This is a genomic window from Mesorhizobium sp. M7A.F.Ca.AU.001.01.1.1, from assembly GCF_004022735.1.
GTDB classification, from domain to species: Bacteria; Pseudomonadota; Alphaproteobacteria; order Rhizobiales; family Rhizobiaceae; genus Mesorhizobium; species Mesorhizobium ciceri.
In genome coordinates this window covers 1-12,017 of the sequence record NZ_RZPF01000109.1, presented here as the reverse complement: position 1 = coordinate 12,017, position 12,017 = coordinate 1, and the positions used below count along the sequence as shown (strand labels likewise).

General features: G+C 63.9%; 14 protein-coding genes. 5 read left to right on the top strand and 9 right to left on the bottom strand.

All coding sequences use genetic code 11. From position 1 onward, the window contains the following. The 5 genes from EN884_RS09510 to EN884_RS09490 all read right to left on the bottom strand — a co-directional run. Positions 1–184, bottom strand: a 184-nt coding sequence (locus EN884_RS09510; protein ID WP_206617574.1) for a nucleoside hydrolase, incomplete at its 3' end; no start/stop codon positions are given. An 11-nt stretch (positions 185–195) separates the two neighbouring features. Next, on the bottom strand, positions 196–1,182 hold the full coding sequence (locus EN884_RS09505; RefSeq protein WP_013530293.1) for an ABC transporter permease: 987 nt from the start codon (positions 1,180–1,182) through the stop codon (positions 196–198). After that, on the bottom strand, positions 1,170–2,210 hold the full coding sequence (locus EN884_RS09500; protein WP_082826652.1) for an ABC transporter permease: 1,041 nt from the start codon (positions 2,208–2,210) through the stop codon (positions 1,170–1,172). The genes EN884_RS09505 and EN884_RS09500 overlap by 13 nt, the downstream gene beginning before the upstream one ends. Beyond that, entirely contained in the window at positions 2,207–3,784 is a 1,578-nt protein-coding gene (locus EN884_RS09495) for an ABC transporter ATP-binding protein (protein WP_063170102.1), read from the bottom strand. Before EN884_RS09495 ends, EN884_RS09500 begins: the two co-directional genes overlap by 4 nt. A gap of 88 nt (positions 3,785–3,872) precedes the next feature. Continuing rightward, positions 3,873–4,877, bottom strand: a complete 1,005-nt coding sequence (locus EN884_RS09490; RefSeq protein WP_013530296.1) for a BMP family ABC transporter substrate-binding protein — start codon at positions 4,875–4,877, stop codon at positions 3,873–3,875. A gap of 253 nt (positions 4,878–5,130) precedes the next feature. On the opposite strand from EN884_RS09490, the gene EN884_RS09485 reads away from it, so the two are divergent. Together EN884_RS09485 and EN884_RS09480 are read left to right on the top strand one after the other, a co-directional pair. Then, positions 5,131–5,715, top strand: a complete 585-nt coding sequence (locus EN884_RS09485; protein WP_063170103.1) for an amino acid synthesis family protein — start codon at positions 5,131–5,133, stop codon at positions 5,713–5,715. Further along, positions 5,712–6,296, top strand: coding sequence for an amino acid synthesis family protein (locus EN884_RS09480; RefSeq protein WP_063170104.1), 585 nt, complete (start codon positions 5,712–5,714; stop codon positions 6,294–6,296). Before EN884_RS09485 ends, EN884_RS09480 begins: the two co-directional genes overlap by 4 nt. A 3-nt stretch (positions 6,297–6,299) precedes the next feature. Here the strand turns inward: EN884_RS09480 and EN884_RS09475 are convergent, their stop codons facing one another. From EN884_RS09475 to EN884_RS09465, 3 genes are read right to left on the bottom strand one after another with little or no spacing between them, the layout of a single operon-like run. Continuing rightward, positions 6,300–7,493 carry an amidohydrolase family protein gene (locus EN884_RS09475; protein WP_063170105.1) on the bottom strand — a complete coding sequence of 398 codons (1,194 nt, stop codon included), beginning with the start codon at positions 7,491–7,493 and terminating at the stop codon, positions 6,300–6,302. Positions 7,494–7,537: 44 nt separating this feature from the next. Further along, complete coding sequence (locus tag EN884_RS09470) at positions 7,538–8,089, bottom strand: MarR family winged helix-turn-helix transcriptional regulator (RefSeq protein WP_024502291.1); 552 nt, start codon at positions 8,087–8,089, stop codon at positions 7,538–7,540. A gap of 48 nt (positions 8,090–8,137) precedes the next feature. After that, on the bottom strand, positions 8,138–8,782 hold the full coding sequence (locus EN884_RS09465) for an isochorismatase family cysteine hydrolase (RefSeq protein WP_024502292.1): 645 nt from the start codon (positions 8,780–8,782) through the stop codon (positions 8,138–8,140). A gap of 232 nt (positions 8,783–9,014) precedes the next feature. Here EN884_RS09465 and EN884_RS09460 point away from each other — a divergent pair, with 232 nt between their 5' ends. Together EN884_RS09460 and EN884_RS09455 are read left to right on the top strand one after the other, a co-directional pair. Then, positions 9,015–9,869: an NAD(P)-dependent oxidoreductase gene (locus EN884_RS09460; protein ID WP_024502293.1), complete on the top strand. Its 855-nt coding sequence runs from the start codon at positions 9,015–9,017 to the stop codon at positions 9,867–9,869. Further along, positions 9,866–10,672, top strand: a complete 807-nt coding sequence (locus tag EN884_RS09455; protein WP_024502294.1) for an SDR family NAD(P)-dependent oxidoreductase — start codon at positions 9,866–9,868, stop codon at positions 10,670–10,672. The genes EN884_RS09460 and EN884_RS09455 overlap by 4 nt, the downstream gene beginning before the upstream one ends. Positions 10,673–10,779: 107 nt before the next feature. On the opposite strand, the gene EN884_RS09450 is transcribed toward EN884_RS09455, so the two are convergent. Further along, a complete protein-coding gene (locus EN884_RS09450; protein ID WP_063170106.1) occupies positions 10,780–11,565 on the bottom strand; it encodes an SDR family oxidoreductase in 786 nt (261 codons plus the stop codon). 99 nt (positions 11,566–11,664) lie between these two features. Here EN884_RS09450 and EN884_RS09445 point away from each other — a divergent pair. Continuing rightward, the coding region (locus EN884_RS09445) for a mannonate dehydratase (protein ID WP_206617573.1) at positions 11,665–12,017 on the top strand (353 nt) is incomplete at its 3' end.

Here is a 12,017-nt window from a genome sequence, read left to right as displayed (position 1 = left end):
GGATATCGTCACGCCCGGCGAGCGTCAGCGTGTTGAGGACGACGTTGGTGACCTGTTCGATCGGGCCGGCCGCACCGGTCACGGTGGTCACGCCCTCGAGCCGGAGTTTGGGATTGACCGCTGCAAACAGCACGGCGAGAATATCGTCGCCGGCTGAATCCACGTCGAGGATTATGCGTTCCATAAAGGCTTCCTTCACTGGGGATTTTTGCCGCCGGGTTCGGTGTTCCTGTCTACCGACAGCAGTTTCCGCATCGATTCCAGCGTCTCCGCGATGATCCTTGGACGCGCCCGGTAGGACAGCGCGAACAATGCGATCAGCGCAACGACATAGGGGACGGTGAGAACCAGGTAGGACGGATAGCCAAACGTCTGCAGGCGCAACGAAAAGGCATCGGCGAAGCCGAACAGCAGGCAGCCGGCCAGCACCTTCAGCGGATCGCCGTTGGAAAAGATCAGGATCGCCACCGCCATGAAACCACGGCCCGACGACATGTTTTCGGTGAACATGGTGATGTAGCCGAGGGACAGATGCGCGCCGGCGAGGCCCGCCAGCAATCCGCACAGCAGGGATGCGATGTAGCGGACGCGGGTGATCGAGATGCCAAGCGCCTCGGCGGCTTCCGGCTTTTCGCCGACGACGCGGATATAGAGGCCGAGCCGCGTCCTGTTGTAGCAGACGACCAGCAGCGGCACGGCGATGAAGGCGGCATAGACGAGCGGCGTGAAGCCGGAGATCAGCGGCGCCCAGGAGCCGAGAAGGTCGCGGGCGCCGGGCAGCTGGACTTTCGGCAGGCCGACGATGCCATGACCGACGATCGAACCGCGCGTGCCGAAGATCGCTTTCATCAGCGAGATCGTCATGCCGCCGGCCAGGATGTTGAGCGCCAGCCCGACGACAACTTCATTGGCCTTGAAGCTCACCACCAGGACAGCAAAAACCAGGGCGAAGACGAGCGCCGCCGCAACGCCGCAGGCGACGCCCGCCAGTGCGGAACCGGTCCAGATCGAACCAAGGACGGCGAAGAAGGCGCCGACCAGCATCTGCCCCTCGAGGCCGATGTTGAAGATGCCGGCCTTGGTGGTGAACGAGCCGCCAAGCGCGACCAGAAGGATGGGCGCGGTGGTGCGAAGCGTCGCCGCGATCAGCGCGACGTTGATGAGCTTGTCTAGAATTTCCATCGCCGCTCCCCTGCCTGGCTGTCGCCGCGCTTTCTCACCAGCACCTGGGCCGACACGCTGAGGATGATCAGCGCCTGGATCACGGTGATGATTTCGCGCGACGCGCTGGTATCGACCTCAAGCAGCAGCGATCCGTTGCGCAGGGCGCCGAAGAACAGTGCGGTGAAGATGGTGGCGACCGGCGAGCCATTGGCGAGCAGGGCGGCGATCAGCCCGTCGAAGCCGAAACCGGGAGCAAATCCTTCCATGAAGCGGTGGTGGACGCCGAGCGTCTCGACGCCGCCGGCCAGCCCGCCGACGGCCCCCGAAAGCAGCAGGACCAGGAAGCCCTGCCGTTTCACGTTGACGCCGCCATATTCGGCGAATTTCGGCGCCGAGCCGACCATCGTGACGCCGTAACCCCATCTGGTGTAGCGGAAGACAAGGGCCGCGCCGACCGCCAGCACCAGGCCAATGACCAGGCCCCAGTTCAACCGCGAAAAAGTGAAGATCTCCGGCAGATAGGATGTCGCCAGGATCGGCGGCGTCTCCGACCAGCCGCCCGGCCGCTTGAACAGGAAGATGGTGAAATAGGATGTGAGCAGCACCGCCACGTAGTTCGACAGGATCGTCGAGACGACCTCGTTGGTGTTGTAGCGGGCGCGGAAATAGGCGGGGATGGCCACCCAGGCCGCGCCTGCCACGATCGCCAGCGCCAGTGCTGCCAGCGTGTGGATGCCCGCGGGCAGGGGCATGGCAAAGCCGACCCAGGCGGCGGCGAAGCCGCCGAGGAACAGCTGGCCCTCGATGCCGACGTTGAACATGCCGCCGCGCAAGCCGATGCAGGCAGCGACACCGCAGATCAGGATCGGCGTCGTCTGCAGCAAGGTCCCGGCAATCTTCTCCTGATCGCCGAAGGCGCCGCGCAACAGTGTCATGAACACACGCACCGGGCTTTCGCCGACCATGAGGATGATGATCGCGCCCATCAGCAGTGCCACGCCGATGGCGATGACCTGGCCGGAAACGGCATGCAAATGGTCTTTCATGATGCGGTCTCCGCGGCGAATTCCGGTGCGGCCACGCCTGCCATCATCATGCCGATGCGCTCCTCGTCGGCGTCATCGCCAGAGACCTCGCCCATGATCCGCCCGTTGAACATCACCAGGATGCGGTCGGCAAGGGCGGCCAGTTCGTCGAGTTGCACGGAAATCAGCAGGATCGCGCGGCCGGCGGCGCGCTGGCGCATGATCTCGTCATGAATGGCCTCCTGGGCGCCGATGTCGACGCCGCGCGTCGGCTGGTCGATCAGCAGGAAATCGGCGCCATTGGTGAATTCGCGTGCCAGAACGACCTTCTGGATGTTTCCGCCCGAAAGCCGCTTGACCGCATCGCTCGGTCCGCGCGCGCGAATATCGAAGCTCTTGATCAGCGTTTCGGCGTTTTGATTTATGGCATTCCAGTTGAGCATGCCGCCACGACTCCATGGTGCACGATGCTGGCGGCCCATCAGGGTGTTGGCCGCTATCGAAGCGTTGCGATCGACCCCGCGTACCATGCGGTCGCCTGGAACATGGGCGAGGCCTGCCTGGCGGATCGCGGCGGGCGAGAGATCGGTGAGATTCTGGCCCTTCAGCCAGGCCCCGCCATGGCTTGCCGGCCGCAGGCCCGAAAGCACTTCCGCCAGCTCCGTCTGTCCATTGCCGGCCACACCCGCGATCCCCACCACCTCGCCGGAGCGGACCGTGAAACTGGCATCGCGAAGGGCCGGCAGCAGGCGATCGTCGCGCGCCCACAGATCCTTCACTTCGAGCACTACGTCGCCGTGCAGCGAAGCGCGCGGCCGGCGGTCGAAGCTGACCTCGCGGCCGACCATCATGTGCACCAACTGGTCCTTGCTGAGCTCGGCCGTCGGCCGGGTCGCCACCTTCCTGCCGTTGCGCAGCACCGTCACCGTGTCGGACACTTCCATCACCTCTTCCAGGTGATGCGAAATGAAGATCACCGTCATGCCCTCGGCCACGAAGCTGCGCAGCGTCTGGAACAGTTCGCGGCTTTCCTGCGGCGTCAGCACCGCGGTCGGTTCGTCGAGGATGATGGTGCGCGCGCCGCGCACCAGGACCTTCAGGATTTCGATGCGTTGCTCTATGCCGACCGAGAGCAGCCCGACGCGCTCGGTCGGATCGACCTGCAGGCCGAAGCGCTTCGACAGGTCGCGCGTTCGCGCCACCTGCGCAGCGTGGTCGATAAGTCCATGGCGACGGATTTCCATGCCGAGAAAGACGTTGTCGGCAACCGAGAGCGAGGGAACCAGCTTGAAATGCTGGTGAACCATGCCGAGGCCGGCCTTTATCGCGACGGACGGATCGGCGATCACGATCTCTTCACCGTTCAGCCGGATCGAGCCTTCGTCCGGCTGCAAGAGGCCGAACAGGATGTTCATCAGCGTCGTCTTGCCGGCACCGTTCTCGCCGATGATGGCGTGGATCTCGCCGCGGCGGACCGCAAGGTCGATGCCGTCATTGGCCACGAATGCGCCAAAACGCTTGGTGATGCCGGTCAACTCGACGGCCATCGCGGCATTGCTGTGGAGGGTCGGCGACCCCGGCGTGTTCGACAACATGGCTCTCGCAGATTGGACACTGATCCGCCGCGGCAAGCCGCGGCGGATCAGTCTAGCGCTTTCTTGGGAGGGAGGCGCTGGTGTTGGCTTATTTCGCCTTGGCGATCACGATCTTGCCGTCGACGATGCCCTTTTTGATCTCGTCGAGCTTGGCGGTCATCTCTGCCGGGATCTTGGCGGCGATGTCATCGCAGACCTTGACCTCGACACCGCCCGAGGCGAGGTCGAAAGTGCGGGTGCCGGCGGTGATCTTGCGGCCCTCGACCTCGTCCTTGATCAGCGTATAGACGGCGATGTCGCCGCGCTTCAGCATGCTGGCGAGCACATTTCCGGGGGCCGAGCCGCACATGTCGATGTCGACGCCGATCGAATATTTGTCGACCGCGGCACTTGCCTGCATCACGCCTTCACCCGTCGGGCCGGCGACGTTGTAGACAATGTCGGAGCCTTGGCCGTAAAGCGCCTGGGCAAGTTCGCTTCCCTTGGCCGGGTCGTCGAAGGTTCCGGCGAAGACGGAGTTCACCTTGACGTCGGGCGCGGCATATTTGGCGCCTTGCTCGTAGCCGCCCAGGAAGTTGCGGATCACCGGGATATCGCGGCCGCCGACAAAGCCGATGGCCTTGCCGTCGCCGATCTTGTCGAAGGCGGTGCCCTTAGCTTCGATCATGCCAGCAAGCGCGCCGGCGACGAAGGATCCCTGCTCCTCGGCGAAATTGGCGTAGATCATCTTGGGGTTGTCGAGGACGCCATCGATGAACACGAAGCGCTGGTCGGGATATTCGGCGCTGACCTTTTGCAGCGAGTCCACCAACTCCCAGCCCATCACGAAGATGAGGTCGTATTGCTTGCCCTTGGCGAGATTCTCGAACTGCTGCTGGTAGTCGAGCGCGCGATTGCCGGTGTCGACCAGCTTGAGGTCGATGCCGAAATCGGTCTTGGCCTTGTTGAGGCCGTTGACGATCGAAACGCCAAAACCCTGTGCGAAATATCCCGAGATCGCGGCCACGGAAACCTTGGCCTGTGCGGCGGCCGGTCCGAACGAAATGGCAAGCATCGTGCCGGCCAGAAATAAACTCTTGAGCGCCCTTTTCATGTCATTCCCCTTCAGCTTTTTTCAGCTTTTGAAGCCACGCTTTGACCATCCCCCACACATCGCCGGGACAACGGCGAGTTCGTTGATGGTCATATGAGTTTAGGAGCGGCTTAACAGGCTGTCAATCGTCATCCGATGCAGTTTTCTTGGCCCTTCGCCCGCTTGCTCGACGTCTGTGCTTGACAAATGTCGATAGGCATAATTGTTGATACTCTAACGAGTTTTATGAACGACGGGATGAAGGAAGAGAACAATGCCGGCTGTGGTGGTCAGGAAATTTCTGGTTCAGATCGAAGAGATATTCCATGAGGGCGGACCCCACGCGGCACGTCCGCTCAAGCGAGGCGCGATCGTCGCGCTCATCGCCAACCCTTTTGCCGGACGCTATGTCGAAGAGATCACCGGCTTCATGGAAGACCTGAAGCCGCTCGGTCTCGATATGGCTCGGCGCCTGATCGACTCCATTGGTGAGGGCGGCCAGGCCATCGAAGGTTATGGCAAGGGTGCCATAGTCGGCGCCGCCGGCGAGCTTGAACATGGCGCGCTCTGGCACAATCCGGGCGGCTACGCGATGCGCGAACTGCTCGGCAATGCCAAGGCGATCGTGCCTTCGACCAAGAAAGTCGGCGGCCCCGGAACGCGCATCGACATCCCGATCACGCACATAAACGCCTCCTATGTGCGCAGCCATTTCGATGCAATCGAGATCGGCATTGCCGATGCGCCGCGCAGCGATGAAATGGCGGTCATCCTGGCGATGACCACCGGCGCACGCGTTCATGCACGGGTCGGCGGCCTTGCCGCCGCCGACATCAAGGGTGAGGACGGACTGCGATGAGCCCGGAAATCCGCCGTATCATCACCATCGTCGAGGAAACCCGGATCGAAGGCGGGCGGCCCGTCGATCCGCCGACGCGGCGTGCCGCAGCCATTGCGGTCATCCGCAACCCCTATGCGGGTACCTACGTCGAGGATCTGTCGGCACTCAGCGCCATCGGCGAAGCGTTGGGAGATATCTTGCCCAGGCGCGCCGTCGCTGCTCTGGGCATTGCCGGCAACCGGGTCGAGAGCTTCGGCAAGGCGGCCGCCGTCGGCGCCGATGGCGAGCTCGAACATGCCGCCGCCATCCTTCATCCAAAGCTCGGCGCCCCGTTCCGCGACGTGCTCGGCAAGGGCGCCGCGCTCATTCCCTCATCGAAGAAGCGCGGCGGCCTCGGCGTGCCGCTCGATATTCCGCTCGGCCACAAGGACGCGGCGCGGGTGCGCAGCCATTTCGACGGCATGGAGGTTCGTGTTCCCGACGCACCGCGTGCCGACGAGATCGTCGTCGCTATCGCCGTCACCGATTCCGGCAGGCCGCACCCGCGCGTCGGCGGGCTGACCAAGGACAAGATTGTCGGCATTGACGGCGTCGGCTGACCGTCAGGCCGCCAGGACTTCCGGCACCCGCATCGCCGGAGGCGTATTTCTGCTCCGGCCTGTCCGCACCTCGCCGTCGATCACGACCATGCCAATGCCTGGAAGATTGCCGAGCGCCACGCTGTCGAGCAGCCCGTCGCCGGCACCGCCGATCGCTTGATCCATGAAGATCAGGTCGGCGGCGCGCCCCACCTCGATGATGCCGCGATCATCCAGTCCGCGCACGCGCACCGTGTTGCCGCTGGCAAAACAGAACGCCACTTCCGGCGCGATACCACCAAGCGAAGCCAGCATGGTCAGGGTCCGCAGGATGCCGAGCGGCTGGACGCCGGATCCGGCCGGGCTGTCGGTGCCGAGGATGACGCGCGAAAGTTCGCCGCGCTGCCTTGCCAGGTCGAGCACGAACAGTCCGGTGCGCAGATTGCCGTTATGGACGATTTCAAGCGCCCTCGAACCCTTCTCGCAGATCTGCCGTATTTCCGCCTCGGGCAGGGCGGTTGGCCCGCCATTGACGTGGGCGACGATGTCGGCGTCGACCTCCAGCACGACATCCGCGCCGATGCGGCCGGAGCCGGGCAGCGACGGGCCGCCTGTGTGGGTCATCGAGGTCATGCCGTATTTGCGCGCCCAGGCGATCATCTTCCGGCCGGTCGGCCCATCCTTGACGCCGCCAAGCCCGACCTCGCCGACAAGCGTCACGCCGGCCTCGGCGAGACTGCGGAAGTCTTCCTCGGTAAGGCCGGGTTCCAGGATCGGTGCCCCGGCCAGGATCTTCATGCCGTTCGGACGGAAGTTGGAGAAGGTGCGCTGCGCCGCGATCGCCAACGCCTTCAGCCCGACAAGATCGCGCGGTCGGCCCGGCGTGTGGACTTCCCCCGCCGAGATCATGGTGGTGACGCCGCCATGCACGGTCGAATCCATCCAGCCGATCTGGTTCTGCCGGGGCGTCCAGTCGCCGGCCACCGGATGGGCGTGGTTGTCGATAAGACCCGGCGCGACCGCACAGCCCATCGCATCGATGATCGTCGCCGCGCTGCCGCCATCAATGTCGCCTGCCTTGCCAATGCCTGATATGCGTCCATCGCTCACGACGATGGTGTCGGCGTCGATGATCGGTTGTGCGAGATCGCCGCTCAGCATGAGACCGATATTGCGGACGACGAGCGTGTTGGCAGACGACTGGAGGTCGGACGACATCGGTTCTCACTTTTGCTGTTATGGAAAAAAGGACTGGACGCGGCTTATTTGCCGCCGTCGCCATTCGTTGGGTCGTCGTCATTGATGCGCTGGAGCAGGCGAAGCAGCGTCGCCTGCTCAGCCGGGGAGAGCGGCGACAGGAACCGCCGCCCGACCTCGACGCTGCGTTCGAGCCGTTCCAGCGTATAGTCGGTCCCTTTGCTGGTCAGCGCGATCATCGTCAGGCGTTGGTCGGTTTCGGAGGCGCTGCGCGTGATCAGCCCGTGTTTGAGCAGTTTGCGCATGACGATGCTGATGGTCGACGGGTCCATCGCCGTCAGCCGGCCGAGATGGTTCTGCGAGACTTCGCCATGCTTGAGGATCGTGGCGAGCGCCGCGAATTGCGTTGGCGAAAGGTCTTCGCCGGCCATGACCTGCTGGAAGCGCAGTGTCGCGCGCTGATGCGCCCGGCGGATGACGTGCGCCGGGTGACGGTCCAGTTCATAGCCGGTCTCGGCGTATTGCTGCAGCACTTGCTCGCGGCTCGGGGGTGCATCGCCGCTCGGCGTTTTCGAGGTCGCGCCTTTTTCGGATTGCGGTTTCTTTTCAGTCGTCACACCGGACTCCTATCGCCGCTGTCTCGGATGTCGCCGGTTTGGAAAAGCTCAAGCCGCGACCTCCGCTGGTTGAAGCGACGTCCCGTCGCGGAGGGCTGCGACGACATCAGCCGAATCGCTGACCACGCCGAAATGGGTCGCTATGTCGTAGAGCGAGCTTTCCTGCTCGCGTGGTCCCGTTGCCGCGCAGCAATCGCTTGGCACCACCACCTCATAGCCCTGGAAAAAGGCATCATGGACGGTCGAGCGCACGCAGATGTTGGTGACCACGCCGAAAATGACCAACTGATCGACCTGCATGTCTTTCAGCGTCAGGTCCAGGTCGGTTTGAAAGAAGGCCGAGTAGCGCCGCTTGATGACATGGATCTCATCATCGCGGGCGCCGAGATCCTCGATGATCTCCGGCCCCCAGCTTCCATCCAGGCAATGCGGTGTGCGCTTCAGCCATTCGCGCTCTCGTCGCATGCCCGGTCGGTGGCTGTCATGGACCCAGATCACCGGCACGCCGGCGGCGCGCGCAGCCTCGATCACGGCCAGTTGCGGCGCGACCAGCGTCTCGTACCCAGGCAGGACCATGGCCCCGCCGGGCTTGCAGAACTCATTGACCATATCGATGACGATAATGGCCGCACGGCGTGGATCGAGGCGCACCGCATCATCGTGCCGATGTGAGGAAAAACTGTCCACGGACATGGCGAGCTCCTTTGACCGATCGTTGATGCTCATACAAAAAACCCTAGTGGATGCCAAGTCAATCCCGTTCGACGCAAAGCGTGCTGGTCGGCCTTGCGCACCGCGCTCCGACAAGCGTATGCGCTATTTGCCCATCGCGAAATGGCCTTGACAACGCTTGTCAGGCATGTGCTCGATTTGTATGACCATCAATGATATTCAAGCCGCTGAATTGCGGAGCCGAGGCCGAGATATGAAAACCATCGTCACCGGAGCCAGCGGCCTGCTTGGCCGCCATGTGGCCGAGGCTCTGGTTGCGGCCGGCCACGATGTGCTTGGTGTCGATGCCGTGGTGCCGGGTGAGGTCGCATGGCGCCACGCAACCGCCGATTTGACCGATCTGGGATCGACACTGCAGCTGGTGCGCGATTGCGATGCCGTTGTGCATGTCGCGGCCATTCCGCGGCCGACCGGCCGGGCCGGCGGCGAGGTGTTCAAGACCAACATCGCGACCGCCTACAATGTGGTCGAGGCAGCCGCCATGGCCGGCGCCAGGCGCTTCATCTATGCCTCATCCTTCAGCGTCTTCGGCTATCCCTTTTTCGAAAAACCTGTGCGACCGCCCTATCTGCCGGTCGACCTGGACCACCCGGTCGGCGCGCAGGACCCGTACGGCCTGTCGAAATGGCTGGGCGAGGAAATCGTCGACGCGGCGGTGCGCCGCGGCGCCTTTTCGGCGGTCAGTATCCGCATGCCGTGGATCCAGACGCCGGGTTCATTTTTCGAGGGCGTCGGGCCGCGCCGCGCCACGGCCGACAGTGCCCGCGACCTGTGGGCCTATCTCGACGCGCGCGACGCCGGGCAGGGCTTCCTGCGGGCGCTTGAATGGCAAGGCGACGGCCATCTGCGCGTCCTGCTCAGCGCCGCCGACACCTTCATGGAAGAGGAAACCGAAGCGCTCGTGCGCCGGGTCTATCCCGATGTCGCTCTATCGCGGCCGATCGCCGGCTTTGGCGCCGTGCTCGACACGGTCCATGCGCGCGAAACGATCGGCTTCGAACCACAATATTCATGGCGTTCCTATCCAAAGCCGGAGACCGGGGGATGAAACGATTCGACCAGAAGAAGATCCTTGTCACTGGCGGCGCCGGCGCGATCGGCGGCGCGGCGGTGCGGCGTTTCCTTGACGAAGGCGCGCGCGTCGCCATTGTCGATCGCAATGGCGCGGCGGCGCAGCAACTGGCTCGCTCACTGGGTGAAAACGCCATTGCCATCGAAGCCGACGTCACCGATGAAGCGGATGTGCGGCGCGCCGTCGAGGCGACCGTCGAGACGTTCGGCGGCCTCGACGTGGTGTTCAACAATGCCGGCATTTCCGGCGTCGTCGCTCCCGTTCACGACCTGCCGGTCGAGGACTGGGATACGACCATCCGTATCAATCTGCGCGGTATCTTCCTCGTCCTGCAGGCATCGCTTCGGGCGATGATCAAGGCGGGGACCGGTGGCTCGATCGTCAACATGGGCTCATCCATGGCCGGTTGGGACGTCCTTTCGGGCGGTGCCGGCTATGTCGCTTCCAAACACGGCGTGGTCGGCCTGACGCGGGTTGCGGCGCTCGATGCTGCGCCCTACGGCATACGCGTCAATGCCATTTGCCCCGGCGTGATCGAGACGACGCTTGGCGTGCCGGCTTCCGGTGACGGCGAATTCAAGAGCAGCGTCCAGCATTTCGCCGACCGCATTCCATTGCGCCGCATCGGCCAGCCGGACGATGTCGCGGCCGCCGTGGCTTTCCTGGCCTCGGACGAGGCGAGGCACGTCACGGGCGTGGATTGGCTGATCGACGGCGGCCAGACCTTGCAGAGCTGGGCCAACGCCCCTGATGGCGGTGCGTTTCCGAAATTTCGCTAAAGCTCAATTTCGCTGCTCGATTTGCTTGAGCATTGATCTGCAAGAATTCGGCAAACCAATTGTCGGATGCCGGCCGCTCCCGCTAAAGGCCAGGCCCCATTCGCGATCTACTTCACGCCGATGCCGGCGGTCAGGCCGCCATCGATCTTGTAGTCCGCGCCAGTGCAGAAGCCGGCCTTCGACGAACACAGGAAAGCGATAAGTTCGGCCACCTCCTCCGGCTCGCCGATGCGCCCGATGGGGTGCGCTTCGCCGAAGCGCTTGTAGGCGGCCTCGACATCGGCGTCCGTGCCGTTCTCGCCGCGGGCGGCCTTCTCCAGGATCGGGGTGCGGATCGAGCCGGGGCTGACGGAATTGACGCGGATGCCGGAGCGCGCATGGTCCAGGGCCAGGGCACGCGTCAGCGTGTGGATGGCGCCCTTGGTGGTGGCATAGGCGGCGACGTTTTGCTGGCAGGCAAAGCCCTGCACCGAAGCGACGTTGACGATGGCGCCGCCGCCCCTGCGGACCATTTCCGGGATGCCGAAATGCGCGGTCAGATAGATCGACCCGACATTGACCGCCATCGCCTTGTTCCAGGTCTCGAAATCGGTGCTGACGGCGGTTCCGTACGGATGCACCGCCGCCGAATTGACGACGATATCGAGGCCGCCGAACCGCTCCACGCCGGCCGCGACCGCGTCGCGAACCTGATCGGGCACGGAGACGTCGGCGCCTATGACCAGCGCCCCGGCTGCGGAGCTTTCCAGCTCCGCTTTCAGTAGAGCGTTGGCCGCGCGGTCGATGCCGCAGGCGATGATCGCAGCGCCCCCTGCAGCGAGGCGTCTGGCGGTTGCGAGGCCAATCCCGGTCGTCCCCGTCACCAAGGCAACCTTGCCGTCGAAATCCTTCATTGGGAAAACTCCTTCATTCGCTGTCCGAAACCGGTTCCTAGTTTGACACCCATTGTGGTCCAACAATAGGTTGCCATCCTCTCGCAGAAGGAAGCGGCAATGGAACAGTGCTGGCGCTGGTATGGACCAAACGACCCGGTAACGCTCGATCATGTCAGGCAGGCCGGTGCGACCGGCGTGGTGAGCGCCTTGCACGATATCTATGACGGGCGCGCCTGGCCGCTCGAGAGCATTCTGGAGCGCAAGCGTGTCATCGAGGCCGCCGGCCTGACATGGTCGGTGGTCGAGAGCATTCCGGTCCACAACTCCTTCAAGGTCGGCGCGCCGGAACGCGAGCGCTACGCCGGCTACTATCGCGACTCAATCCGCGCGCTCGCCAAGGCCGGCATTGCGACGGTCTGCTACAATTTCATGCCGGTGGTCGACTGGACCCGCACGGATCTCGCCTATCG